General features: G+C 63.8%; 15 protein-coding genes. 14 read left to right on the top strand and 1 reads right to left on the bottom strand.

Features of this window, described 5'->3' with window-relative positions:
- Positions 1 to 138: 138 nt before the first annotated feature.
- The 14 genes from TU80_RS09845 (at position 139) to TU80_RS09780 (ending at position 25,449) form a co-directional block, all read left to right on the top strand.
- On the top strand, positions 139 to 12,759 hold the full coding sequence (locus TU80_RS09845) for a filamentous haemagglutinin family protein (RefSeq protein WP_082643825.1): 12,621 nt from the start codon (positions 139 to 141) through the stop codon (positions 12,757 to 12,759).
- Between the two features lie 451 nt (positions 12,760 to 13,210).
- Positions 13,211 to 13,804 (top strand): transposase, encoded by a 594-nt coding sequence (locus TU80_RS09840; RefSeq protein ID WP_017849144.1) that lies wholly within the window; start codon positions 13,211 to 13,213, stop codon positions 13,802 to 13,804.
- Positions 13,805 to 13,863: 59 nt separating this feature from the next.
- Positions 13,864 to 15,450: a ShlB/FhaC/HecB family hemolysin secretion/activation protein gene (locus TU80_RS09835; RefSeq protein WP_046489230.1), complete on the top strand. Its 1,587-nt coding sequence runs from the start codon at positions 13,864 to 13,866 to the stop codon at positions 15,448 to 15,450.
- A gap of 24 nt (positions 15,451 to 15,474) precedes the next feature.
- Complete coding sequence (locus TU80_RS09830; protein ID WP_057004371.1) at positions 15,475 to 17,274, top strand: DUF2341 domain-containing protein; 1,800 nt, start codon at positions 15,475 to 15,477, stop codon at positions 17,272 to 17,274.
- 11 nt (positions 17,275 to 17,285) lie between these two features.
- On the top strand, positions 17,286 to 17,711 hold the full coding sequence (locus TU80_RS09825) for an ExbD/TolR family protein (protein ID WP_017849147.1): 426 nt from the start codon (positions 17,286 to 17,288) through the stop codon (positions 17,709 to 17,711).
- Positions 17,712 to 17,714: 3 nt separating this feature from the next.
- The gene (locus tag TU80_RS09820; protein ID WP_057004370.1) at positions 17,715 to 18,419 is read left to right on the top strand and encodes an energy transducer TonB family protein; all 705 of its coding nucleotides are present in this window, start codon (positions 17,715 to 17,717) and stop codon (positions 18,417 to 18,419) included.
- A 42-nt stretch (positions 18,420 to 18,461) separates the two neighbouring features.
- Positions 18,462 to 20,162: a putative porin gene (locus TU80_RS09815; protein ID WP_057004369.1), complete on the top strand. Its 1,701-nt coding sequence runs from the start codon at positions 18,462 to 18,464 to the stop codon at positions 20,160 to 20,162.
- An 18-nt stretch (positions 20,163 to 20,180) separates the two neighbouring features.
- A complete protein-coding gene (locus TU80_RS09810; RefSeq protein ID WP_017849150.1) occupies positions 20,181 to 20,807 on the top strand; it encodes a hypothetical protein in 627 nt (208 codons plus the stop codon).
- A 20-nt stretch (positions 20,808 to 20,827) separates the two neighbouring features.
- A complete protein-coding gene (locus TU80_RS09805; RefSeq protein ID WP_046383052.1) occupies positions 20,828 to 21,301 on the top strand; it encodes a YbjN domain-containing protein in 474 nt (157 codons plus the stop codon).
- The gene (locus TU80_RS09800) at positions 21,298 to 22,248 is read left to right on the top strand and encodes a peptidylprolyl isomerase (RefSeq protein ID WP_057004368.1); all 951 of its coding nucleotides are present in this window, start codon (positions 21,298 to 21,300) and stop codon (positions 22,246 to 22,248) included. Before TU80_RS09805 ends, TU80_RS09800 begins: the two co-directional genes overlap by 4 nt.
- 51 nt (positions 22,249 to 22,299) lie before the next feature.
- Positions 22,300 to 23,277: a LysR family transcriptional regulator gene (locus TU80_RS09795; RefSeq protein WP_046383054.1), complete on the top strand. Its 978-nt coding sequence runs from the start codon at positions 22,300 to 22,302 to the stop codon at positions 23,275 to 23,277.
- An 85-nt stretch (positions 23,278 to 23,362) separates the two neighbouring features.
- Positions 23,363 to 23,917, top strand: a complete 555-nt coding sequence (locus TU80_RS09790) for a histidine phosphatase family protein (protein ID WP_057004367.1) — start codon at positions 23,363 to 23,365, stop codon at positions 23,915 to 23,917.
- Positions 23,918 to 23,962: 45 nt separating this feature from the next.
- Positions 23,963 to 24,718 carry a precorrin-6A synthase (deacetylating) gene (cobF, locus tag TU80_RS09785; RefSeq protein WP_057004366.1) on the top strand — a complete coding sequence of 252 codons (756 nt, stop codon included), beginning with the start codon at positions 23,963 to 23,965 and terminating at the stop codon, positions 24,716 to 24,718.
- Between the two features lie 11 nt (positions 24,719 to 24,729).
- On the top strand, positions 24,730 to 25,449 hold the full coding sequence (locus TU80_RS09780) for an alpha/beta hydrolase (protein WP_057004365.1): 720 nt from the start codon (positions 24,730 to 24,732) through the stop codon (positions 25,447 to 25,449).
- Positions 25,450 to 25,579: 130 nt separating this feature from the next.
- Here the strand turns inward: TU80_RS09780 and TU80_RS09775 are convergent, their stop codons facing one another.
- Positions 25,580 to 26,134: a DcrB/PsbP domain-containing protein gene (locus tag TU80_RS09775; RefSeq protein ID WP_017849157.1), complete on the bottom strand. Its 555-nt coding sequence runs from the start codon at positions 26,132 to 26,134 to the stop codon at positions 25,580 to 25,582.
- Positions 26,135 to 26,158: the final 24 nt, after the last annotated feature.

Raw genomic sequence — 26,158 nt, 5'->3', positions numbered from 1 at the left:
ACCGCGTTGTATGAACATTGTGTGACATCAGTTCGGTCGCACCCCTCGGCAACCGCCTTAAGCAATAACCACAACACGTGCCCGCGCAGTGTTCGCGCGCCCGTCGTTCGCCTGCCCCGTCAAAAGGACCTGTAAGTGATGCGTTCCCGTCTGAAGCTGCCTGCCAACCGCGCTGCCAACGTGCCTGCCACTGCCGGTCAACCGGTGTTGCGCCTTAAACCCCTGGCCCATGTGATCGCACTGCTGGTATTTACCGGCGGTGCCCACGCGGCGCAGCCCCAGGCGTTCAGTTCGGGTTGGTTTGCCGCCAAGGGCGTGACGCAGGCCGATGGCGGCGCACGCCCTGGCGCGACGTCACCGGGAACGCCGCCGCCGTTGGCCCAGCAACAGGTGCTTGGTCAGCAGTTGCAACGCTCCTTTCAGACCCTCAACACCAGCGTCGCCGCAATTGCCGCGCAACAGGCGGCGCAGGCCGCTGCCCGCAATAACGCCAGCGCGGGGCCGGAGACGATCCATAACGGTCTGGGCGGCAACGGCTTGAATGTGGTGATCGGCGCGGATGGCAAGCCGCTGTTTGTCAACGCCGAGGGGCCGGTGCAAACCGATGCTAACGGCAAGACGCTGGTCTCGATCAAGCAAACGGCCGATAAGGCGATCCTCAATTGGGACACCTTCAACATCGGTCGCAACACCACCGTGCAGTTCCAACAGAACAGCGATTGGGCCGCGCTCAACAAGGTCAACAACAGCACGGCGCCGAGCCAGATCCAAGGGGCTCTCAAGGCTGACGGCACGGTGCTGATCCTCAACAGCAACGGCGTCGTGTTCAGCGGCAGCAGCCAGGTCAACGTGCGCAACCTGGTGGCTGCCGCCACGGGCTTCAGCGATGAGCAATTCACCGCCAAGGGGCTGTACAGTTCAAGCAACAGCGCGCCCGGTTTCACCCAGGCCGCCGGCAAGGTGACGGTCGAGCGTGGTGCGCAGATCCAGACCCAGGTGCCCGCCACCTCCACTGCGGGCGGCGGTTATGTGCTGTTGCTCGGCAAAGAGGTGGAGAACGCCGGGACCATTTCCACCGCGCGAGGCCAGACCACCCTGGCGGCGGGCGACAGCTTTGTGATCAAGAAGGGCTACAGCACCGATGGCAATGTTGCGTCCACCACGCGGGGCAATGAAGTCAGCGTCACCGGCAGCGGCAAGGTCAGCAACAGCGGGCTGATTCAGGCCTCTACCGGTGACATCACCCTGGCTGGCCAGCAGGTGTTGCAAAACGGTGTGTTACTCGCCAGTTCGTCGGTGGAAGCCCGGGGTACCCTGCATGTAAAGGGCACGGGCAACAACGCTAGCGTGACCCTGGGCGAGGGCAGCCTCAGCGCGATTTTGCTCGACAGCAGCAGCGCCCTCGACAGCCAGCGCGCCGGGCTGATGACGCCGTCGCTCGATCAGAACGGCAACATTGTGCCGGCCGATACCTACCGCCGTGACCAGTCCCTGGTGGAAATCACCAGCGACGGCACGGTGGATTTTCGCAGCGGTTCCGTGACCCTGGCCACTGGCGGCCAAGTCGGTATCAAGGCTGCGCAGCGCACCCTGGTGCGCGACGGCGCGGTGATCGACGTGTCCGGCGCCACCGGGGTCAAGGTGTCGATGGCGTCCAATAGCGTCAAGGTCAATATCCAAGGCAACGAGCAGCGCGATGCGGCGGTCAATCGCGACGACAAGTCCCTGAATAACAACGATGTGTGGGTGGATGTCCGCGACTTGATTTTTGTCGCGGCTGGCACCAATGGCTATGCCACCGACCGCTGGTACACCGCAGGCGGCCTGCTGGAAGTGGGCGGTTATTTGGGCACCCGTAACCACGGCATTGGCGAGTGGATGGCCCAGGGCGGTACGGTGACCTTCAGCGGTAAGGACGTGGTGACCCAACAGGGTTCGCAGATCAACCTGTCCGGCGGCACCCTCGATGTGCAGGCGGGCAAGGTCCAGCAAACCTGGCTCAAAGGGCCGGACGGGCGTTTGTATGAACTGTCCACCGCGCCGGGGGACTTGCTCTACAGCGGGATTTACAAAGGCTATGAAGACCACAGCCAGCGCTGGGGCGTGACCGAGTATTACTACAACCCTTTGATCGCCCCGCGTGAGCGTTCAGAAGGTGCCTACACCGTGGGGCGCGATGCCGGACGCTTGGTCGTCAGTACCGCCAGTGCGGTTCTGGAGGGCCAGGTTGTGGGTGACACCTATCAGGGCGAACGCCAGACCCAGGCCGCGCAAAAAGGCCTGGACGGTTATTTGCAATCGCAAAAAGCCGTGGCCCGCGGTGCCCAATTCGTGGTCGGTAGTTACGTGCCGTATTACGTCAAGGACAGCGCCACGTTGCAGTACGCCCTGGGGGCGGATGCCGGCACCGTGAAAAACGTCGTGCTCGGGCAGCGGGCGGCGGCTATCGCCGCAGGTCTGGACTTGACCACCGCACTGCCGGCTGATCGGGTGTCCACGCTCTATCTGGACACCGATGCCTTGAACGCGACGGAGCTGGGCGCGATCAAAATCGCCAGCACCGGTTCGATTCTGGTCAACAGTGCGCTGGAGGTGGCCGCAGCCGGCGACATCACCCTGTTTGCTCCGAAAATCGAGGTCAATGCCAACCTGACCGCGCATTCCGGCAGCCTGCAGTTGGGTAACGTACAAACGCAGATCACCCCCGCCGGCAAAGTCGATGTGACCCTCGGCGGGCGTGGCAGCCTGACGGTGAACAATGGCGTGTCCCTGGATGCCAGCGGCTTGTGGAGCAATCAGCGGCTGGGCACCGGCGATGGCAGCCGTTTGCCCTATCTCAACGGCGGCAGCGTGGCGTTGCGCAGTAGCGGTGATATGACCCTGACGGCAGGTAGCCAGGTCGACGTGTCATCCGGCGCAGCCCTGGATGCCAAGGGCCAGCTCACTGGCGGCAAGGGTGGTGACCTGACGCTCGCGGCCAACGCCAATAGTGGCGACAGCCGAGGCAGCCTGGCCCTCGACGGTGAGTTGCTCGGGTACGGGGTCAATGGCGGCGGGCGCCTGAGTGTGCAGGCCGGCCAGGTGCTGATCAGCGATTCGGCGGTTGCCCCAGGTACCGGGACGTTGCAGCTCGGCAGTGGGTTCTTCAATAAGGGCTTTGGCGCCTATGACATCACGGGCAATGAAGGTCTGGTGGTCGCCGATGGCACCCAGCTTGCCGTGACAACCCCGGTGTACCGCCTCAATGACAACGCACAAAGCGTGGCGAGCGGTGCAGCGCCACGCACTGCGCTGGAGATCTGGACTCCGCCGCAGTATCAGGAAAACCCCACCAAGGGCCTGTTGACCCCCCGCAAAGGCGCGAGTGTGAGCTTGCAAGCCGGTACGTTGTTGTCGACAGCGGCGCAGATGGCGTCGGCGCAACTGCGCATCGGCCAGGGCGCGCGGATTGAGGTTGATCCGGGTCAAGCGATCAGTCTACGCAGCATCGGCCAGTTGACCGTGGATGGCAGCCTGAATGCCTGGGGTGGCAGCATCACGCTGGGCGCTGTCAGCGTGCAACCCAACGTGGCCGATGGCGTTGAAAACCAGGGCCATGGCCGTTCGATCTGGATCGGTGAACACGCAGTACTGGACGTGGCCGGGCGGGCGTTCACCGCAGTGGACAGTCTCGGCCGGCGCTACGGTACGGTCGGCCAGGGCGGCACTATCGTGATTGGCGGGGTGATCGACCCGGCCACTGGGATCGCCTCCGCCGCCAACTTGTTTGTGGTGGTGCGCGAAGGCGCGCGCCTTGACGCTTCCGGCAGCCAGGCGGTGCTGGACCTGGACGGTGCCGGCCCGAGCGTGATCGCCAGCCGTGGCGGCAACATCTCCCTGGCATCCAACACCGGCGTGTACCTCGACGGTACGCTCAAGGCCGGCAGCGGTGGTGCCGGTGCGGCGGGTGGTTCCCTGAGCCTGGCCTTGGAAACGCCGCTGTACGCCGAATCGGCCGCGGCTCGCGTGCGGCAAGCCCGTGAATTGATTGTCAGTGCCGCCGATCCGGGCGTGCCATTGCCCGCCGGCAGCACCCCCGAATCGGCCGCGGGCAGCCTGGTCTACGGTCATGGCCGGCTTACGGTCAGCCAGGTCGACGCCGGCGGCTTCGATAACCTGTCGCTGTTGAGCAATGGTCTGATCAGCTTCGACGGTGACGTGTCCCTGCGTCTGGGGCAGAGCCTGAGCCTGTATTCCGGGGCCATGGCGTTGACGGATGGCGCGCCCCGACAGTCCCAGGTGCTCCTGGCGGCGCCTTATGTACGCCTGGCCGGGGTTGGCAACAACAGCCAGGGCAGCGACGGCGCCGTTCGTCCGACGGTCCAGGGTGGCGTTTCCACGCAGGGTACAGCCGGGCTCTTGAGGGTTGAAGCGGCAAACGTACTGGATGTGCGTGATAGCCTCAACTTCGGTGCCCATGCCGAGCGCTCCAAGGCGTTGGCCAACGGCATTGACCGACGCGCCTTCGATCAGGCCCAGTTGGTCAGCCTGGGGGATATGCGCTTTCTGGCCCGCAGCGCGAACAATACTAAAACCGCCTTGACCACCCAGGCCGACTTGAGCCTGACGGCGGCGCAGATTTACCCGGCTACGGGGGCCGTTGCCGAGGTCACGGCCGGCTACACGGGGCCCAACAGCGACTTTGACCCGACACGCACCTTGCGCATCGGCCGGGTCGGCAGTGAGGCCCCGGCGCAACCTTATTCAGTGTTTGGCAGCTTACTGCTGAGTGCCTCGACCATCGAACAAGGCGGCGTGTTACGGGCGCCCATGGGCGTGCTGACCCTGGGCATGGATGGCGGCATCGTCCGTTCCACCAAAGTGATCAACCTGTTGCCTGGCAGCCTGACCTCCGTCAGCGCCGGTGGCCTGGTGCTGCCGTATGGCGGGACAGTCGACGGCGTGACCTGGCAGTACAACGGCAAACAGGTGGAGTTGCTGGGCGTCGGCGGCACCTATAACACGGGCAGTCTGGCCGTTGGTATGCAATTGGTCGGGCGCTCGCTGAATGTGCAGCAGGGCGCGGTGCTGGACCTTGCCGGTGGCGGCGAGTTGCTCGGCGCGGCGTTTGTCTCCGGGCGCGGCGGCTCCACCGATGCGCGCTACAACCCGTTGGTGCAAATCGGTGCGGACGGGCGCTTTACCTTGCCGGGGCTGGCTACCAACCCGATCTATGCGATTGTTCCCGGCGCCCAGCCGGGAGTCGCGCCCAGCGGTGGCGAGCCGGGTGCGACCCAGCCGCTGGTGGGGCAACAAATCAGTATCGGTGCCGGGGTTCCAGGCTTGCCGGCGGGGACCTACACCTTGCTGCCGTCTAGTTACGCCTTGTTGCCGGGGGCGTTTCGGGTCGAGATCAACGGCTTGGCAACGGCGTTTGCCGCAGGTTCGATGCCGAACGCTTCGGCCATGAATAACGGTTCCTGGTCAACCGAGGGCTTCCTGTCGATTGCCCACACCGGCATTCGCGACAGCCTGTCGAGCCAGGTGATCGTCACGCCGGCGGCGGTATTGCGCCGGTATTCCCAGTACAACGAAACCCGTTACGCAGACTTCGTGCGCGCTGACGCTGCGCGCCTGGGCGTCCCGCGTGCGGCCCTTGAAGCCGACGCCAAAACCCTGAAGTTGCAACTGATCGCCGGTCAAAAAGACGTGGGGTTCACCTTTGATGGCGAGGGGCGTTTTAAACCCGCGGAGGGTGGATTCGGTGCCACTGTAACGGTGCAGGGCGACGCTATCGAGGTGATTTCTGACACTGCCCAAGCCAGTACCACGCCGTCGACAGTGGCGGTACGCGCCAGCGATTTGAATGCCTTGGGGGCCGCCCGTTTGGTGGTGGGCGGCTTGACGACGGTGATGTACGGCCAGGGTGGTAATTTTGTCGGGTTCGACACAGGATCCAGCGCGAACTCGGTGGTTGTGCGTCAAGGTGCGAGCTTGGCGGCGCCGGAAGTGTTCTTGATGACGGGTACGTCCTCGGGCGCCATTGAGATCGAACAAGGTGCGTCGATCAACACCCTGGGGCTCGGCAAGGCTGCCTATGACTCGGATGATGGTTTTATCTATCGACCAGGCGCTCATAGTGTCCTGGCAGTGTCCAATGGGCGCTTGCAGATGCTGGCCCCAACCGCTGGCGACAATAATAGAGGACCAGGCAGCATCCTGATCGGCCAGTGCAATCCAGGGGCTTGCAGCGGTGAAACGTCACTGTATTCCGAGGGCTCGATTGCCTTTGCCACCACCAACCGCTTTGCCTTGGGTGACGGTGTGCGCTACGGCACCCGTCATCTGGCGCTGGCGGTGGGTGGGATCAACGTCGGCAGCCCGGAGGCGTTGGCTGAGGCCGCCGCGCGCGGCGTGTTGCCGTCGGGCTTGACCCTCAATCAGCAAGTGATGGATCGCCTGTTGCGCGGCGATACCTCACGCGGCGCACCGGCCCTGAAAAGCCTGGCACTGACAGCTGGGCAATCCTTGAACTTCTATGGCAGCGCCACCCTGAGCACCCTCGACAGCTCGGGTAAGTCACTGCTGGATGAACTGTTACTGACGACTCCGGCGATCTATGGCTATGGCAACGCGGCGGATGTGGCGTTGATCCAGACCGGCACCTTGGTGTGGGGAGGCGATACCAGTGCGCCGCCGGCCGTGATCAACCAAGGTGCGGGCACCGGCAGCGGCACCCTGGAGCTGCAGGCTCGGCGCATCGAATTTGGCTATGGCCGCAATGCCCAGCCCGATGGCCTGACCGAGAATGGCCGCATGACCCTGGGCTTTGCCAATGTCCACCTCAACGCCGACGAACGCATTACGGCCAACCACAAAGGCAGCCTGGCGGTGCATCAGTCCCAGGGCGCTTATGAAGCGGGCAAGGGCTTTGCCTACAGTGGCGGCAACTTGACCATCACCGCGCCGCTGTTGACCGGTGAAGCCGGTTCGGTCAACCGGATCACCGCCGGTGGCGCAGTGACCGTAGTGGCCCCGGCCAACGGTGCGGCCCCGGCGGATGCGACGGCCATCGACGCGTTGGGCGCCGAGTTATTGCTGTCCGGGCGCAGCGTGGCGGTCGATACGGCGGTGGTGTTGCCCAGCGGCAAGCTGACCCTCAGCGCCGATGAAGCGCTGACCCTGGGCGCCTCTTCGCGTCTGGACCTCAGTGGTCGCACCGTGCGGAACAACGACGTGAGCAAATACAGCTGGGGCGGTGACGTCAGCCTGGAAAGCCGCCACGGCAACATTTATCAGGCGGCAGGTGCGCTCGTCGACCTGTCAGCCCGATACAACCAAGGTGGCCTGCTCAAAGCCGTGGCGGTGGACGCCGGAGCAGGGCAGGTCGACTTGCAAGGGCAGATCCGCGCCGGTAGCAGCGGCTATTACGATGCCGGTGGCACCCTGGTACCGTACCAGGCGGGCGGGGTGGACATTCGTGCGCAGCAGATGGGGGATTTCGCCGCGTTGAACCAACGCTTGAACCAGGGACAGGTGTGGGGTTCGCGCAGCTTCCAGCTCAAGCAGGGCAACCTGGTTATCGGTGATGAACTCAAGGCCAATCAGGTCAACGTCTCGGTGGATAACGGCAGTTTGACGGTGGTGGGCACTATCGACGCCAGTGGTGAGCGGGTCGGCAGTATCCGCCTGGCCGGCAAGCAGGGTCTGACCCTCGCCGGCAGTGCGGTGCTGGATGCCCACGGTACGGCGTTGCGGGTCGACAGCTACGGCAAAATCATCGATGCGCCGAACCGGGCGATGGTTGAACTCAACAGCGGTGACGGTCAATTGACCTTGGCCGATGGCGCGCGTATCGACGTGCGCCACGGCACGGCTGCGGTCCTGGGCCGTGGCCCGGGGCAATACGACGGCCTGGCCCGTGGCACCCTGGAACTGAATGCCCCCCGGCTGAATGCCAATGATGTGGCCATCGATGCGCGCGGGCGCGTCGATATCCTTGGCGCTCGCTCCATCGCGCTGAACGCCGTTGCCCGTTACACCGATGCGCCGCCCGGCGTTGAGCCGTCGGCCAGTGGCCGGCCGTATCAGGTGATCGATCAGGATTATCTGAATAAAAAACACGCGCTCAGTGAAACCTTTATCAACAATGCCTTGAACAACCTCGGGTTGACGCAAGGCAAGCTGGCGGGCTTGAACAACAGCCGCTACGCCGACGCCTTCCACCTGCGCCCAGGCGTGGAAATCGTCGCCGAAGGCGATCTGGTGGTCAGTGGCGACCTGGACCTGTCGGGCATGCGCTATGCCAGCCTCAACCGCAATACGCCGAAGACGTTGGTGTATGGTTCTGGCGAGGTCGGCAGCCTGGTGGTGCGTGCCGGTGGCAACCTGGACGTCTACGGCAGCATCAACGACGGTTTTGCCCCGCCGCCGCCCACCCCGGACGACAACGGCTGGGTGCTGACCCCCGGCCTGCAAGGGTTCGGCAGCGATGTGATCGTGCCCGGCCCTGGTGTGGTGCTGGCAGAGGGCAGTGCATTCCCCACTGGCAAGACCCTCAACTACTCGTTACCGATCCAGGCCACCACGCTGGCGCAAGGCACTGTGCTGCCGACGCAGGGCATCCTCGATGCGCCACTGACCCTGCCGGCCAATACCGTGTTGAGCGCGGCGGTGCGCGACAGCGCCGGCAACCTGCTGTATGCCGCCGGCACGTTGTTGCAACAACCTGTGGTGCTCGCTGCCGGTACACGACTGGACGCCGGCACCGTATTGGCGGGCGCTGCCGCCCTGCGCGCGATGACCTGGCCGGCCGGCGTGCCGTTACCCAGCCGAGGGGTGCTGATCGGCAGTGCGACCGACGGTGTTTTGCTGGCTGTGAACCTGGCTCTCAAGGTTGGCGCGCTGATTCCTTATGGCACGGACGTCAAACTGCCGAACGGCGCGATATCGGTGCCGTTGCGCACCGTGACCGGCGCCACGGCACGCCAGAACTGGGCTGTGGCGCCGATGTTGGCCGAAGGCTCGCAGTCGTGGTCGTTGCGTCTGGTGTCCGGTGCTGATACCCAGGCGGCCGACACGCGTTCTATCCAGCCGGCCTTTGCCGGCGACCTGACCCTGGCGGACACGCACTACGGCATTTACGAGACTCACAGTAAAACCATCATCCCGGGGCAACCGGCCCGGCCAGGCGGCGCCTGGTACTGGAGTGACTTTGCCGCCGAGCTGTTCGGCGTCACGGCGGGTACTCCGGTGCTGGAGTCCGAGTGGGCTTCTTGCCCGGACTTGTGCGTGCGCGTCAACTACGTGTGGAGCGACTTAGCCGAGTTGTTTGGCTTTACTCCCGGGGCGCCGGTGTCACCCGAAAACGAAAGTATGTGCGACGCAGATCTGTGCGTTTCCTTGGGCGAACCCACTCCAGCAATCCCTGAACAGGTGATCGTCGGTCCGGTCAAACTGGTTTCACCCGTGAGTCAGCATTTCAGTGTGCTGCGCACCGGCACCGGTGATCTGGATCTGATCGCTGCGGGCAACGTCTCAATGCAATCGCCCTACGGCGTGTACACCGCAGGGGCGTCCAGCGCGTCTCGCGCAGGTGGTGCCGCCGCCGACTTCAACCAGGCTCGCGTCACCGCTGAGGATGGGACGGTGCTGGGCAGCGCGGCCAAGGCGTATGAAGCCTTGGTCGATGAAAGCAGCGCCAGCCCTTACGCCGCCTGGTACCCCGACGGCGGCGGCAACGTGTTGCTGCGCACCGGCGGTAGCCTGACGGGCGCTGTCTGGACGTCGATGCAAGATAGGCCAATGGACAATGACGGTCGCAGCCAACTCAACAGTGCGAACCTGGGCAACTGGTTGTGGCGCCAAGGCACAGGCAGCACGGCGGGTGTCACCCCGATACCGACCAGTTGGTGGATCAACTTTGGCACTTATATAAAGGGCAAAAGCGGCACTGCCAACCGGTATTTTGACGACGCTGCACAGATAGACCAGCTGCCACGCCTGGTGGGGTTCACCGGTGTCGGCACGCTGGGCGGCGGCAATCTGACCCTGGACCTGGGCAGCGATGGTGGCATGCAGACGCGCCGTGGCTCCGTGGATGGCTTGAGAGCACCGCGCAGTGAAGGCCTGGTGTTGGCAGTGGGGAGTACCGGGCGGGTGGTGGACGGTCAATTGCTGTTGACGGGGGGCGGCGACCTGGATGTACGCATGGGAGGCGATTTGAACCCTGGGCTGGACGCTCGTGCGACCCGCAGTAATACCGCCAGCTTGCAATCAGTCGACTATAAGGCACAAACACTCAGCCTCAATGGCGTGCTGACCAACCTGCGTGGCGCCTTGAACCTGCAGGCAGGCAGCCTGGGGGGCATTGCCTTGAACTACGGCAGTATGCGTAACGATCAGGATGTCAAGGAAAGCCGAGCCTACTCGCCGTACACCGCAAGCCTGGGCACGGCCACGGGCGGGATCACCTTGATGCTGGGCGACGCCACGGCCACGCTGTCGACGCGAGGTGACCTGGTGTTGGCGGGGACCGGCGACCCTGGACGCGTCTCTACCGAAAATACCCAAGCGTTCAGTTACAACGGTAGCGCTTATGGCAATGGCACCACATGGTTCTCATTATGGACCGAGCGTACCGCCATCGACTTGTTCTCCGCAGGTGGCAGTTTGACGCCTAGCGTGCAGAGCATGTCGCTGAGCGCCAATGGCCAGCTGAATCCTCTGCCCGAGCAAAACTACTCCAGTTCGGACGGGCGTTTCATCTTCCCCTCCAAGCTCGGCGTGGTAGCAGCCAATGGCAGTATTTATCTCGGCGCATCCGCGCTGGGTGCTGGCCCGCTGCCTAACAATCCCGCTTATTCGCTGTTATTGGCGCCGTCGAGCAAAGGACGATTGGCCATGTTGGCCGGGGACTCAATTTACGCCAGCGGTTATGCGGTCAACCAGTCGGGTGACAGCCAGGGTGCTATACCGACGCCGTTCGCGCCAGCCTTTGTCGGCAGGAACGGGTTCAGCCTGGTCGTCAACAACCTGGGCAGTGACGCGATACAGGACGACCTTTCCTTGTTCGCCTTCCGCAGCGCGACTGATCTTGCGCGTCCGGCTTCCCAGGCAGAGCCGGCCAGGTTTTATGCCCAGCAGGGCGACATCGTAGGGTTGCGCAGCGGTGAGATCCTGACATTCGGCAGCCCGCGTCAAGGCCAGGTCCGCTATGAGTCCGCAGGCCCGGTCTGGATGCGGGCGGGGCGCGACATTGTCAGTTCAGGTACCGATATGGGCTCGTCGACGGTGCTTCCTAAACTGTTGGGTTACAACGGCGATTACTTGGGTGAAAGCCGCGGCAACCTGTTCGTTCACAGCCGCCCTGAGGACGTGTCAGTGGTTTCCGCCGGGCGCGACATTCTCTACAGCAGCTTCAACGTCGCCGGCCCCGGCACCCTGGAAGTCAGTGCCGGGCGCAACCTGTTGATGGCCGACAAAGCATCCATCACCAGCCTGGGACCGGTGGCGGTGGGCGACTCCCGTCCGGGGGCATCCATCGTGCTGGAAGCCGGGGTCGGGCTCAACGGCCTGGATTACCTGAAGTTCGTCACGCCCTACCTGGACCGCGCCAATCAGGCGGTCGAGGGTGTCGCGCTGGCCGCGCAAGCCGGCAAGGTGGCGAAAACCTACGAGGCCGAACTGTTGCAATGGCTCAACGAGCGCTACGCCTTCAGCGGCGATGCCGAGCAGGCGCGGGCGTACTTTGCAGGCTTGGGCCCCGAGCAGCAACGCATCTTCGCCCGTTCGGTGTACTTCGCTGAAGTGCGCGAAGGTGGTCGCGAATACAACCTGGCCGCTGGCCCGCGTTCCGGTAGCTTTGTCCGCAGCCGCGCGGCCATCAACGCACTGTTGCCGAGCAAGGACGTGGCGGGTAACCCGATCGTGTACAACGGCGACATCACCCTGTACGGCGGTGCCGGGGTGCATACCCTGTTTGGCGGCAATATCCAGATGCTCAGCCCGGGCGGGCAGCAGGTGTTCGGGATTGAAGGCAACGTGCCGCCGGCCAGTGCCGGGGTCCTCACGCAGGGTGCCGGGGATATTCAATTGTATTCCCGGGGCAGCATCCTGCTTGGCCAGAGCCGGATCATGACCACCTTTGGCGGGGCGATTCTCGCCTGGTCTAACGAAGGCGACATCAACGCCGGCCGTGGCTCGAAAACCACCGTGCTGTACACACCGCCCAAGCGGCTCTATGACACCTGGGGCAACGTGACCTTGTCACCCAGTGTGCCAAGCGCCGGTGCCGGTATTGCCACCCTGGCACCGATTGCCGAAGTGCCGGCCGGTGACATCGACCTGCTGGCTCCGGCCGGCACCATCGACGCGGGCGAGGCGGGCATTCGGGTCTCGGGCAACGTCAACATCGCCGCCTTGCATGTGGTCAACGCGGCGAACATCCAGACCCAGGGCAAGTCGTCCGGGGTGCCGGTGACGGCCACCGTCAATACCGGCGCCATGACCTCGGCCAGCGCGGCGGGGGCGGCGGCGTCCCAGGCGGCGGAAGACGCGGCGCGCAGCCAGCAGGCGGCGGCCAAGCAGGGCAGGGCGTCGATCGTGACGGTGGAAGTGTTGAGCTTTGGCTCCGAGCCGGTGCAGCGCGAGCCGCAGGAACAGCAGAAAACCTCGGAGTACAACCCCAACAGCCCGGTGCAGGTGCTGGGCGCGGGGCCGTTGAGCGAACAGGCGCGTGCGCGGTTGACGGATGAGGAGCGCAAGCAGATCACGTTGTAGGTGGAAGGACCTCTCGATGTACGTTTGGGGCAATCAGTGATTGCCCCGTTTTTTTTGCTGTTGGCGCGGCGGCCTAATAGCAGGCTGGTGTTTCATGGCTAACTCGGCTGGAAGGTGGGAGGGGGCTTGCCCCCGATGGCGGTGGATCAGTCATGCATGTAGTGACTGACACACTGCCATCGGGGGCAAGTCGAATCGTCGCACCGCCCCTCCCACATTTTGATCTCCATAGATCAGATATCTCCATGGATCAGAACCCAAAGAACCGGACATGTAGCCGATCACCCCCCTCCCCAAAAAATGCCCCCCACTCAATCCAAAATGAAGCTTTCGTGACAAAAGTTCGGTAGTGCCCGGCCACGCCCGTCTTGCCTATGTAACGCGCTGGAGGCGGCCACAAGTCGTCTCCCCAGCCGTCAGCAGGACGCCAGGAGTGGGGCACATGGGAACTATGGAACGTTACTCGAAAGTCGGCATGCAGGAGCTCGATCAGCGCCTGTCGAAGATCGTCGAAGCCGCGCGCAAGAAGCCGGTTTCGGTGTACCGCTACGGCGCGCCCTGGGTGTGGATCGTTTCGCAGGACGATTGGCAGGGCGCTTTGAAGGAAGTCTCCAGCTACATCCCCGCCGGCCATTCGCTGGTGTTGTTGCGCCCGCAGATCGATGCGGTGTTCGACCGGCACCACGACCTGCTGCAGCCCGCACCCGGGATGCAGATCGCGCCGCGCACCGTGTTGCAGATCCTGCTGCTGCAATTGCTGTACTCCGTGCCCAGCGAACAGCAATTGCACGAACAGCTCAATTACAACCTGCTGTTCCGTTGGTTCGTCGGCCTCGACCTGCACCAGAAGGTGTGGGGCATCCAGGTGCTGCAGCGCGATATCGCCACCCTGTTGAGCAACCCGCGGGCGGTGCAATTGATCCAGACCGTCATCGGTGAAGTGTTTTGTGGCGCCTTGCTGCACATGCCGGAGTTCTCGTTGAACTTCGCCTTGTTGCACACCTGGCTGGCACGGCACAGCCAACTTTCGACAACCCGCAATTGAGCAGGCCAAACGCCGTGCAATCGGCGAGGGCGCAACATTTTAGATATTTAGGGGGCTGTGTGGAGCATCTGTTCAAGTCAACGCTGGCGCTGTGTTGCCTGGCGCTGGGCACCTTGGTGCAGCCGGCGCTGGCCGAAGAGGGCGATGCCCCGGCGCGCCGGGTGGACGTCAACGAGTACTTCGTGCGCGGCAATACCGTGCTCGATGCGGCAACGATCGAAGAGGCGGTGTACCCGTTTCTCGGCCCGCAAAAGACCCTGAACGATATCGAAGGCGCCCGCGACGCGCTGCAGAAGATCTACCAGGCGCGTGGCTACCAGTCGGTGTTTGTGGAGCTGCCGGAGCAGAAGGTCGATGACGGCATCGTCTACCTGCAAGTCAGCGAAACCAAGGTCGGCCGCGTGCGGGTGGTGGGGGCCAAGCATTACTCGCCGGTGGAAATCCGCGAGGAAGTACCGGCGCTCAAGGAAGGCGCCGTGCCGGATTTCGCCAGCGTGCAAACCCAGCTGGCCGGGCTCAACCGCAGTGCCGGGCGCCAGGTCACGCCGCTGGTGCGCGAGGGGCAGCGCCCCGGCACGATGGACGTCGACTTGCAGGTGGAGGACCAGAACCCATGGCACGCCAGTATCGGCCTGAACAACGACTACAGCGCCGACACCGAGAAGCTGCGCTCGGTCGCGACCCTGGGCTACGACAACCTCTGGCAACTGGGCCACAGCATCTCGCTGACGTATTTCACCGCGCCCCAGGACAGCTCGAATGCCAAGGTCTGGTCGGGTTCCTACAGCGCGCCGCTGGATGAGCGCTGGACCGTGCAGTTTTCCGGTTATCAGTCCGACAGCAACATCGCCACTATCGGCGGCAGCAACGTGTTGGGCAAGGGCCATTCCTACGGGGTGTCGGCGATCTACAACCTGCCGCTGGACGGGAACTGGGCCAACTCGTTCTCCTTCGGCATCGACTTCAAGGACTTCGACGAACAGCTGAAATTCGGCGCCAGCAGCGACCAGGTGCCGCTCAAGTATGCCCCGTTCACCTTTGGCTACAACGGCTACCGCTACAGCGAAAAATCCCAGCTGGGCCTGGGCTTGAACCTGGTCGTCGGCACCCGCGCATTCTTTGGCTATGGCAGCGACGCCGAAGAATTCCGTGCCAAGCGCTGGGACTCCAGCCCGAGTTTCGCCGTGCTCAAGGGCGATGCCAATTACACCTACACCTTCGCCAACGACTGGCAGTCGGCGTCCAAGGCCGGCTTCCAGTTGGCCTCGGGACCGCTGGTGTCCAACGAGCAGTATTCCGCTGGCGGCGCCACCTCGGTGCGCGGTTACCTGGCGGCGGAGCGCACGGGGGATGAGGGGTTGCTGCTCTCCCAGGAGCTGCGCACACCGTCTTTGGCCAAGTTCCTCGGCAGTTATGTGCAGGAGTGGCGCTTCTACGCGTTCGCCGAAGGCGCGCGCCTGCGTCTGCACGACCCGCTGCCCGAGCAGGAAGACGAATACAGCCTGGCCAGTGTCGGCCTTGGCACCCGCGCCAGTTTGAGCAAATGGTTGTCCGGCAGCCTGGATTGGGGCTACCCGCTGCTCGACGGACCAAACACCCAGAAACAGGACTCGCGACTGCACTTCAGTGTGCAGGCGACCTTCTGACCCTTTTTCCCGGAGATTCTTCCCATGCAACGCCTATTCCTGAGCCTGTTGATCTGCCTGGGCTTCGCGCTCCCGGCCACCGCCCATGCCTGGTGGCAGGACGATTGGCACTATCGCAAACAGATCAGCGTGGACACCACCGCCCAAGGCGCCGCGATCAACCAGGCCCTGGGCCGCACCGCGCTGCTGGTGCGCCTGCACACCGGCAACTTCACCTTTGACGGGGTCAAGGATGATGGCAGCGACCTGCGCTTTGTCGGTGCCGATGACAAGACCGTGTTCAACCACCAGATCGAAAGCTTCGACCCGCTGATGGGCATGGCGCTGATCTGGGTCGATGTGCCCAAGGTCGAAGGCGCTCAGCGCCAGGACCTGTGGATGTACTACGGCAACCAGAAGGCCCCGGCCACCGCCAACGGCCAGCTGACCTTCGACCCGAATTACACCGCGCTGTATCACTTTGACGGGGCCAGCGGCACACCGCCACGGGACACCACCGCCTACGCCAACACCGCGCTGAATGCCACCGGCAGCAGCATCGACGGTGTGGTCGGGCGGGCCTTGCAGTTCAGTGGCCAGCCCTTGCTGTTGCCGGCCAGCCCGTCGCTGCAACATGCCGCCGGTGGTGCCTTCACGTTCAGCGCCTGGCTGCGCCTGGACCAGGCCAGCGGCGAACAGATCGTCCTCGCCCGGCGTGAGGCTCCGCATAGCCTGTTGCTCGGGTTGAACCAAGGCATGCCGTTCGTGGAAATCGACGGCCAGCGCGCCGTCTCGACCCAGCCGCTGAACCCCGGTCAATGGCAGCACCTGGCGTTCACCGCCGAGGGTGAAAAAGTCACGCTGTATGTCAACGGCCGCGAAACCGCGAGCCTGGCGGTGGCGATGCCGGCGTTCAATACACAACTGGCGATCGGCGCCGATCTGCCGGAAGCAGCCGGCCCGCACTTGCCGTTTGCCGGGGCGATGGATGAGCTGCGCCTGTCCAAGGTGGCCCGCCCGGCGACCGTGTTGCTGGCCGATGCGAGTGCCCAGGGCGCCGAGTCGAAACTGGTCGCTTACGGCGTGGATGAAGAACAGTCGGGCTACGGTTTCGGCAGCCTGGGCTTTCTGCTCAACGCGGTGCCGATGGATGCCTGGGTGATCATCCTGGTGCTGGTGGCGATGATGTTCCAGTCGTGGGTCATCATGATTCGCAAGAACCGTATGGTCAGCCGTGTGAGCAGTGCCAACGAGGCGTTTCGCGAGCAGTTCGCGCAGATCGGCACCCGCCTGGAAATGTTCTACGACGACAACGTACTCGCCGAACGCCTGACCCACTCTTCGCTGTGGCGCCTGTACTGCGTGGCGGTCAAGGAGATCCGCACCCGCCGCGCCCAGGGCGCCGACACCTCGTCGGTGTCGGCGGCCACCATCGAAGCCATCCGTTGCTCCATGGACGGCGTGCGTACCCGCGAAAACCAGGCGCTCAGTTCCAAACTGTCGACGCTGTCCAACGCCATCGCCGGCGGCCCGTACATCGGCCTGCTGGGTACGGTGCTGGGCATCATGGTGGTGTTCCTCGGCACGGCCATGGCCGGCGACGTGAACATCAATGCGATCGCCCCGGGCATGGCGGCGGCCTTGCTGGCCACGGCCATGGGCCTGTTCGTCGCGATCCCCGCGCTGTTCGGCTACAACCGCCTGATCACGCGCAACAAGGAAGTCAGCGCCGACATGCGCGTGTTCGTCGACGAGTTCATCACACGCCTGGCGGAGATGCACGGCGAGAGCCAGTTCAGTGAAACGGCGCACCGCGTGCCGCACCACGCGCCGGTTTCGGCCTGAGGAGAATCGCCATGGCTTCCGTAAATGCCTCCCACGACGATGACGACGATGCCGCCGTCGACAGCATCAACATCACGCCCCTGGTGGACGTGCTGATGGTGGTGCTGGTGATGTTCATCCTCACCGCCACCGCCCAGGTCTCGGGCATCCAGATTCATCTGCCCAAGGCCAGCGCCTCGGTATCGCTGTCGGAGGCCAAGACCAAGGCCATCTCCGTCAACGACGGCGGCCAGGTGTTCCTCGATGCCTACCCGGTCACCCTCGGCGAGCTGGAGGAGCGCCTGCGCATCGAGAAAGCGCTGAACCCGGATTTCCCGGTGATCGTGCGCGGCGACGCCACGGTGCAGTACCAGAAGGTGATCGAGGTGCTCGACCTGCTGCGGCGGTTGGAGCTGTCCCAGGTCGGGCTGGTCACCGGCAAACCGAGCCAGGGCTGAGTCATGACCGCACAGATCCCGATGCCGCCGTTGCCCGTGAAGAACAAGCCGCCGCTGCGCCCGCTGAAGTGGGGCGCCGGCCTGCTGCTGGGCGCCGTGGCCGCCTGGTTTCTCTGGCAATGGGCCAATGACATGAGTGGGGTACGCCGCGAAGCACCCAAGGTGCCGACCATTATCCCGTTGCCGCCACCGCCGCCACCGCCGCCGGAAAAACCCAAGGAACCCGAGCCCCAGGTGGAAGAAAAAGTACCCGAACCGGTGCCCACGCCGGAGCCCGAAGAGGTGAAGCCGGCGGAAGAAGCACCGCCTTCGCCGGCCGACGACTTGGCCAACCCGATGCAGATCGATGGCGATGCGCAGTCCGGTAACGACGGCTTCAACATCGGCGCGGGCAAGGGCGGCGGCATGGCCGGTTCCGGCGGTGGTGGCCTGGGTACCGGCACGTACAAGCAATACCTGGCGGGGGTGTTTCAACGCCTGCTGAGGGAAGACCCGGAGTTACGCAAAAAGGCCTACGCGGTACAGGCGGATGTGTGGTTGAGCGCCGAGGGCCAGGTCACGCGTGTGGAGCTGGCCAAGTCCAGCGGCGACCGCGAGACCGACGCCCAGGTGCTGGCGGCGTTGCGTGTACCGCATGCCGCGCAACGCGTTCCAGCCTCGGTGAGCATGCCGGTGCGCCTGTCCCTCAAGGGTCGGCGTCCGGATTGATCGAACCCATTTTTTGCAGTTTTTTACAGGAGTTGCTTACGAATGATTTCCCCCGTGAATCGCCTGACCCTGGCGGTCGGCATGGTCATCGCGACCCTGGTCGGCCAGGCGACGGCCGCCCCGGTCGCCCCTTCGGAAAACGTCACGATCAACCTGATCCGCCTGCTGGTACAGCAAGGCGTGCTCACCCAGGACACCGCCAATGGGCTGATCGCCCAGGCAGAAAAAGAGGCCCAGCAGGCACGCCAGGCCAATGCCGCGCCGGTGGTCGCCAGCGGCCCGACGGCGGCGCCTGGCGACGTGCGCGTGCAGTACGTGCCGCAAGCGGTGCGCGACCAGATCCGCGATCAGGTCAAGGCCGAAGTCATGGCCACCGCCAAGCAGGAAAACTGGGCCCAGCCCAATACCTTCCCGGATTGGGTCTCGCGCATCAGCTTTGATGGCGATATCCGTCTGCGTGACGAGTCGCGCTATTTCTCGGGTAACAACAGCAATGAAATCCTCGATTACGCCAAGCTCAATGAGAACGGGCCTTACGACGTCAACCGCAACTCCAACACCAAGTTGCCGCCGCTCCTCAACACCCGTGAAGACCGCGAAAGCCTGTTCCGCCTGCGTGCGCGCCTGGGCATGAAAGCGGTGATTTCGCCGGAATGGACCGCCGGCATTCGCCTGGGCACCGGCTCTGACAATAACCCGGTGTCCACTACCCAGACCCTGGGCGGTGGCTTCGGCAAGAAGGACATCTGGCTCGACCAGGGTTACCTGAGGTGGAAAACCACCGACTACATGACCTTGACCGGCGGGCGAATCGCCAATCCGTTTTACGCCACCGACATGATGTATTCCAACGAGCTCAATTTCGACGGCGTGGCTGCGATCTTCAACCACAAGCTCAACAACGAGTGGGGTCTGTTCGGCACCCTCGGTGCATTCCCGGTCGAATACACCGCGGATGCCGCCAGCAGCAACGGCAAGGACAAGGAAGACAGTCAGACCAAATGGCTGTTCGGCGGGCAAATCGGCGCCGATTGGAAGATCAACCGCGGCAACAGTCTTAAGCTCGCCGCGGCCTACTACCAGTTCCAGGACATCCAGGGTGAGCGCTCCAGCCCTTGTTCGCCGTGGGCCGGCGCCCCCGGTTGCGACACCGACGGCACGCGTGTGGCCTTTATGCAAAAAGGCAACAGTGTGTTCCTGCTGCGTAACAACACCACCAACCCGGCTGACCCTGTCAGAACGCCAGACCCGCAGTACGTAGGCTTGGCGTCCAAGTTCGACGTGCTGGACCTCAACCTGGTCTGGGACAGCGAACTGCCCAGCGACTTCAAGTTGCGCACCCAAGGCAACTACATCCGCAACCTGGCCTACGACAAAGGCGAAATGCTCAAGCGCAGCGAAGGCCAGATCGTCAACAACATCAATAGCAAGGGCCAGTTTGAAAGTGGCGGCAACGCCATGATGGTGCAGTTCACCCTCGGCAGTGCGCTGGAGATGCGCAAACGTGGCGATTGGAACGTGCTGGCCGGCTACAAGTACATCCAGCCTGACGCCTTGCCCGACGGTTTCAACGACTCCTCGTATCACCTCGGCGGCACCAACGCCAAGGGCTACTTCATTGGCGGCAACTACGGCATCGACAAGAACATCTACGCCAGTGCGCGTTGGTTGAGCGCGTCGGAAGTGTATGGCGCGCCGTTCGAAGTCGATGTGATGCAACTGGAACTCAACACGCGCTTCTGATGCGCAGGGAGATGCCCCATGAACACGCGAATATGCGCGCTGCTGTTGCTGCTGGTTACCACCGGTGCTTCGGCCGAAGGCATGGAAGAGCGCCTGCGCACGCAACTGCGCAGCACCACCCAGCAGTTGCAGGCGTTGCAAAGCGAGCAGGCCCAGGCCAGTGCCGCGCGCCTGGCGGCGGAAAACCAGGCCAAGCAGGCCCAGGCGCAAATCAAGCAATTGACCGCCGAGCTGGAAAAGGCCCGTGGCGTGGCCGAGCAACTCGCCGGCCAGCAACAGAACCTGCACAGCCAGGCGCAAGCCCAGGCGGCGGCGAGCAACGAGCAGATCGGCAAGTTCAAGAAGGCTTATGACGAACTGCTGGTGTTGGCCAAGGGCAAAGAAACCGAGCGCGCACGCCTGCAGGCGCAACTGAGCGAACGTGACACACAAGTGCAGCAATGTTCAGCCAAGAATCAGCAGATGTACGGCGTGGCTCAGCAGTTGCTTGCGGCCTACGAAAAAATCGACGTGGCCGAGGTGATGAGTATTCGCCAACCCTTCGCCAGCGGTGCGCGGGTCAAGTTCGAGGAACTGGCCCAGGGGTTTGGCGACGATCTGTACAAGACCCGCTTCGATGCGCCCCAGGCGGGCGTCAATCATTGATCCACAAGGAAGAGCAGACCATGAACGAATTGATCACCAGCGTCACCGCCCAGAGCCTCACCGAGTTGCTGCAAGAGGCCGGCTACCGGGTCAACCAGAGCGAGCAGAACGGCATCGTGCAACTGCTCAGCGCCAGCCAGGGCATCGGCTTTGCCGTGCGCTTCGGCAACCCGGCGACGGAGCCGGGCAGCTACGTGGATTTCACCTACAGCTGCGCGCTGCGCGTGCAGGGCGACCTGCCCGAAGGCCTGGCCCAGGTGTGGAACGCCTCGCGCCGTTTTGCGCGGCTGTCGGTGCAGGGTGAATTTTTGCTGATGGAAATGGACGTGGTGGTGGCCGGTGTCGGCGCCACGCACCTGCGCAGCCAGTTGGAACTGTGGGACCGCCTGCTGCAGGAATTTATCGTCTACCTGCGTGAGTACAGCCAGCACGCCGCGCAGTTGCAGGCCCAGGCGGCGGCTGAACCTGTGGCTGAAGAGGTACCGGTGCTGTGAAGAAGCGAACCGTGGTTGTCGGCGCGGGGGCGCTGACGTTGCTGGTGGTGGCGGTGGGGTTGAGCCTGCGACCGGGCAGCGACCCGGTCGCCGCTCAGCAACCGGCGCCTGTCGTCACGTCCTCGCCCAACGAGCGTGGCGCGCCGGCGGTGGCACGCCTGGGCAACCAGCAGATCGACGTGCCTGAACTGAAAAGCGTGCTGGCGAGCCTGCCGGCCGAATCCCGTGAGCAACTGCGCGGCAACCGTGGCGCCCTGGAGGGCTGGCTGCGTTCGCGCCTGGCGCAAAAGGCCGTGCTCGAACAGGCCGACGCCCAGGGCTGGCGCCAGCGCCCGGAGGTGGAGCAACAGACCCGCGCCGCCACCGAACAGATCGTGTTTCGCGACTACATGCTCTCGGTCAGCCAGGTGCCGGCCGACTACCCCAGCGCCGCTGAATTGCAGCAGGCCTACGACGCTGGCAAAGCACAATGGATGACGCCGCCGATGTACCGGGTCAGCCAGATCTTCCTGGCGCTGAATGACCCGCAAAGTGTCGACGTGGTACGTCGCCAGGCCCAGGAACTGAGCCGCAAGGCCCAGGCCGCGCCGGGGGATTTTGCCGCCCTGGCCACGCAATACTCGCAAGACCCGGACACCGCCCAGCGCGGTGGCGACTCGGGCTTGCAGCCGTTGCAGCAACTGGTGCCAGCGGTGCGCGAAGCGGTGTCGCGGCTCAAGGTCGGCGCGGTCTCGGAGGTGGTGCAAAGCCCGGCGGGGTTCCATGTGCTCAAACTCACCGCCCAGCAACCGGCGCGCACCGCCACCCTCGACGAACTGCGCGAGCGCCTGACCCAGGCCCTGCGCGCGCAACGCCAGGAACAGATCGCCAAGGCGTACCTGGAAGGCATGCTCAATACCGCGACCTTGAGCATCGACGGCGCGCAGTTGAACCAGGTGCTGGAGTAACCCGCGTCAACCGCATTGGATGCACAAGACCTACAAGACAGGGAGTCTCCCATGGCATTTCTAGAACCGTCTGGCCCCCAGGGGCCTGCACCCTATCGCGAGCCGAGCCAGTCCCGCAGCGCCTGGTTGGCCCTGGCCAACGACATCGAGCCGGAGGTCGCGCGCTACTTTCTGGTGAGTGCGCGCTGCGGCTGTTTCATGCAGGCGGCGCGCAGCCTGAATATCAAGGCGACGCTGCTGCGCAAACGCCTGGCGCAACTGGAGGAACAGCTGCGCCACGTGTTGTTCAGTTTTCAGGGCAACGGCCTGGTACTCAGCCGCGATGGTCAACTGCTGCAGGCGCAATTGATTGCCCTGGCCCATGCGCGGCGCCTGCCGGTGGTGGAGCAACCGCTGATTCGCCTGGCCGTGGCCGAGCCGATCCTGCACGACATCCTCGGGCGCGACCTGATCGCCTTGCTGCGCCGCAACGCCAGCGTGCGCCTGGAAATCATCTCCATCGACAGCCAATTGTCCCTGCAAGCGGTGGACGTTGACGTGGTGCTGTGGCTCTCCGACGCCGATGGCCCCACGCCCGGCCCGAGTTTCCCCACTGCGCCGCCTCAAGTGCTGGCGCGCTTGGAGTACCTGCCGCACATCGCCAAGCGTTACTCGCGGCTGACAACCCGCCCCGACAGTGTCGAAGACCTGGATGACTACATGCTGGTGCAGTGGCAGCCGGATGGGCAGGTGAACGCCTTACAGCCATGGAACACGGTGGTGGCACAGCGCCTGGCCGCGGTCGTGCAGGTGCATGCCTATTCGTTGATGCTCGAGATGATCCGCTGCGGCGCCTGCATCGGTTTGCTGCCGCGCTACATGGGCAGCTTCGACCGTGGCCTGGTGGCCTTGCCGGGATTGCTCGCCGAGCCCATGCAGCGCCAGGTGTGGCTGGCGGTGAAAGCGCAGGTGCAGCATGCCGAGGCGGTGCAGATGATCGTCGAGTTGATCACCAGTACGTTCGAGGGGCGGCGGGAGTGGTTTGATTAGTGCAGGATCCGGCCCCGGACGTTGCGTGATCGCCCCAACTGCGCCAGTCTTGGCGGCCTCATCCTTCCTGTAGCTGCGATCCGCGATGCAAGCCACCCGTTTGACTCTGATCTGCCATGCCGTCACGCCGTTGCAAAAGCGCGGCTGCTTTGCCGATGACGAATCGTTGGCGATGGATTGGCAAAACGCGGCGTTATCCCTGGCCGGTCGCTTCAAGAAAAACGTGCGGCTGCGCTGTGGGCCCGAGGCGCGAACCCGTCAGACAGCGAGCTTGTTCGGCGATCGGGCGCAGATCGAAGAGGCCTTGCGCGATGGCGATGTCGGGCACTGGAAAGGCCAGGACATCGCCGCGCTCGACAGCGCCGAACTGACGACCTGGCTCACCGACAGCGCGAGCGCACCCCACGGTGGCGAGTCGGTGGATCGGCTCTGCGCGCGCGTCGCGCAGTGGATGCAGTCGCTGCAGACCGAATCCGGCCATGTCGTGGCCATCACCCACCCGTTTGTCATCCGCGCCGCGATGCTCTACGTCATGCAGTTTCCCGTCGCGATGTTTTATCGCATCGATGTGGAGCCGCTGTCTTGCACGGAGCTGCGTTTCAACGGCGTCTGGCGCCTGCGCCTGGAAACTCACGCCTGAGTGCGTGAACATGGCAAAATCCACGCCCCGCAATGAGAGCAACCCATGAAACGCATCCTGATCATCGGCATTGGCGCCGGCAACCCTGACTACATCACGATGCAGGCCGTGAAGGCGCTGAACCGCACCGACGTGTTTTTCCTGATGGACAAGGGCCAGAGCAAAGACAAGCTGATCGACCTGCGCCGTGAGATCTGCGCGACCTACATCACCGAGCCCGGCTACCGCTTCGTCGAGGCCGATTGCCCCGAGCGGGTGCGCGGGGACATCGACTACACCCGCGCCGTGCAGGACCTCAACCGCGATAAGCAGCAGACCTTCGAGCGCATGATCAACGAAGAAATGGCCGACGGCGAAGTGGGGGCTTTTCTGGCTTGGGGCGATCCGGCGTTGTACGACAGCACCATCCGCATTCTGCAGGCGATCCTGGCCAGTGGCCGCTGCGTCTTTGAATTCGAAGTGATCCCCGGCATCACCAGCGTGCAGGCCTTGGCGGCCCAGCACAAAGTGCCGCTGAACCGCATCGGCCGCTCCATCGAGATCACCACCGGGCGCCGCTTGGCGGCGGGGCAGGCGAGCGATGCCGACACCCTGGTGGTGATGCTCGACGCCGAAGACTCCTACCGCAGCGTGGCCGATCAGGATCTGGACATTTATTGGGGGGCCTACCTCGGCACGCCGGATGAAATCCTCATCAGCGGCAAGGTGAGTGAAGTCGCTGAAGACATCCAACGGGTGCGCAAGGCTGCGCGTCTGGCCAACGGCTGGATCATGGACACTTATTTGCTGCGCAAACCCTGAGGTCGATCTCCATGTTCAAACTGTTCGCGCTGGTGCTGACCCTGGTGGCCGGTGCCGCCCACGCCGATTCCGACCTGCACACCGACTTGCCGTTGTTGTACCTGGAACAGACCCAGGGCGATGCGCGCAACCAGCCGCTGGTGATTTTCCTGCACGGTTTTGGCAGCAACGAGGAAGACCTGTTCGGCATCAAGGATGCGCTGCCGTCCACCTGGACCTACCTGTCGGCGCGCGCGCCGATGCCGGTGGACGCCCAAGGGTTCCGCTGGTTCACCAAGACGCCGGGTGACGGCGATTACGATGGGATGACCGACGACCTGCAGAGCAGCGCCACGCTGATCAAGGCGTTTGTCGCCAAGGCTACCGTCAAATACCACACCCAGCCTGACCGGGTGTTCCTGGTGGGGTTCAGCCAGGGCGCGATCATGTCTTACGAGGTGGCGTTACGTGACCCTGAGTTGGTGCGCGGGATTGCGGCGCTCAGTGGCAGCGTGTTGCCGGTGCTCAAGGCGCAGCTCAAGCCGGATGAGCGATTGGGCCAGTTGGCGATTTTCATCGGCCACGGCACGTTGGACCAAGCGCTGCCGTATGCCTCGGCGACGCGGGCGAACGAGGTGTTGTCGGGGTTGGGGCTCAAGCCGCAGTTTCATACTTATCCGGGCATGAACCACACCATCAGCGCAGCGGAAGTGCAGGACTTGAAGGCCTGGCTGGAAACCAATGTGAAGTGAACACCGCTAAAAATGTGGGAGGGAGCTTGCTCCCGATAGCCGTGTGTCAGCCAACACATGCATGACTGATGCACCGCCATCGGGAGCAAGCCCCCTCCCACAGTTGATCGGTGTGGTTTTAACGGTCGGTTTACTTGCCGCCGGTGATCAGTTTCACCAACTGCGCATGTCCCTTCACATCATCCGCCCGCGAAATCGCCTGGATCACCAGTAAGTGATTGCCGGAACCGCCGAGGAAGGTGGAGTTCAAGGTTTTGCCGCCGCCTTGGGTGGCCGTGCTGTCCACCTGGCGCAGGCCGAGGCCTTTGAAGGTCAGTTTCTTTTCGTTCTGTTTCTTGAAGTCGGGCAGGGCGGCGCTCTGGTCCTTGACGAAGCCGGCGACTGCGCCGTCGAGAAACTGCGGGTCATTATCTTTAATGGTCACCCCGTCGTTGCGCACGGTTTCGGCGACGATGACCACACTTTTCGTGGTTTGGTTCGCGTACATCGTACCTTGGGTATCCCCGGTGCCGTCTGCTGCCTTGCCGGCTGGCAGGGTGTCGGCGACATAGGCCTTGGGCAGGTCGAAGCTGAACTTGCCGCCCAAGGTGGAGATGGTCTGATCCGCCGGCTTGGCCGCGGCGAATACGCTGCCGGCGCTAAGCGCCAGGGCCAGCAGGACGGCGGTCTTGGTGAAAGTGGCCATGAAGAAACGCTCCGGTAGATGAAC

The sequence above is a fragment of the Pseudomonas veronii genome (assembly GCF_001439695.1).
GTDB classification, from domain to species: Bacteria; Pseudomonadota; Gammaproteobacteria; order Pseudomonadales; family Pseudomonadaceae; genus Aquipseudomonas; species Aquipseudomonas veronii.
The sequence above is the reverse complement of the archived record's forward strand: the minus strand, read 5'-3'. Positions and strand labels throughout refer to the sequence as shown.

Excerpts from the sequence above, each read along its gene's own strand:
- TU80_RS09820 (WP_057004370.1), top strand. The coding sequence starts at position 17,715 with ATGACCGCACAGATCCCGATGCCGCCGTTGCCCGTGAAGAACAAGCCG.
- TU80_RS09830 (WP_057004371.1), top strand. The coding sequence starts at position 15,475 with ATGCAACGCCTATTCCTGAGCCTGTTGATCTGCCTGGGCTTCGCGCTC.
- TU80_RS09780 (WP_057004365.1), top strand. The coding sequence starts at position 24,730 with ATGTTCAAACTGTTCGCGCTGGTGCTGACCCTGGTGGCCGGTGCCGCC.
- TU80_RS09805 (WP_046383052.1), top strand. The coding sequence starts at position 20,828 with ATGAACGAATTGATCACCAGCGTCACCGCCCAGAGCCTCACCGAGTTG.
- TU80_RS09790 (WP_057004367.1), top strand. The coding sequence starts at position 23,363 with ATGCAAGCCACCCGTTTGACTCTGATCTGCCATGCCGTCACGCCGTTG.
- TU80_RS09775 (WP_017849157.1), bottom strand. The coding sequence starts at position 26,134 with ATGGCCACTTTCACCAAGACCGCCGTCCTGCTGGCCCTGGCGCTTAGC.
- TU80_RS09815 (WP_057004369.1), top strand. The coding sequence starts at position 18,462 with ATGATTTCCCCCGTGAATCGCCTGACCCTGGCGGTCGGCATGGTCATC.
- TU80_RS09825 (WP_017849147.1), top strand. The coding sequence starts at position 17,286 with ATGGCTTCCGTAAATGCCTCCCACGACGATGACGACGATGCCGCCGTC.
- cobF (WP_057004366.1), top strand. The coding sequence starts at position 23,963 with ATGAAACGCATCCTGATCATCGGCATTGGCGCCGGCAACCCTGACTAC.
- TU80_RS09795 (WP_046383054.1), top strand. The coding sequence starts at position 22,300 with ATGGCATTTCTAGAACCGTCTGGCCCCCAGGGGCCTGCACCCTATCGC.
- TU80_RS09840 (WP_017849144.1), top strand. The coding sequence starts at position 13,211 with ATGGAACGTTACTCGAAAGTCGGCATGCAGGAGCTCGATCAGCGCCTG.
- TU80_RS09845 (WP_082643825.1), top strand. The coding sequence starts at position 139 with ATGCGTTCCCGTCTGAAGCTGCCTGCCAACCGCGCTGCCAACGTGCCT.
- TU80_RS09810 (WP_017849150.1), top strand. The coding sequence starts at position 20,181 with ATGAACACGCGAATATGCGCGCTGCTGTTGCTGCTGGTTACCACCGGT.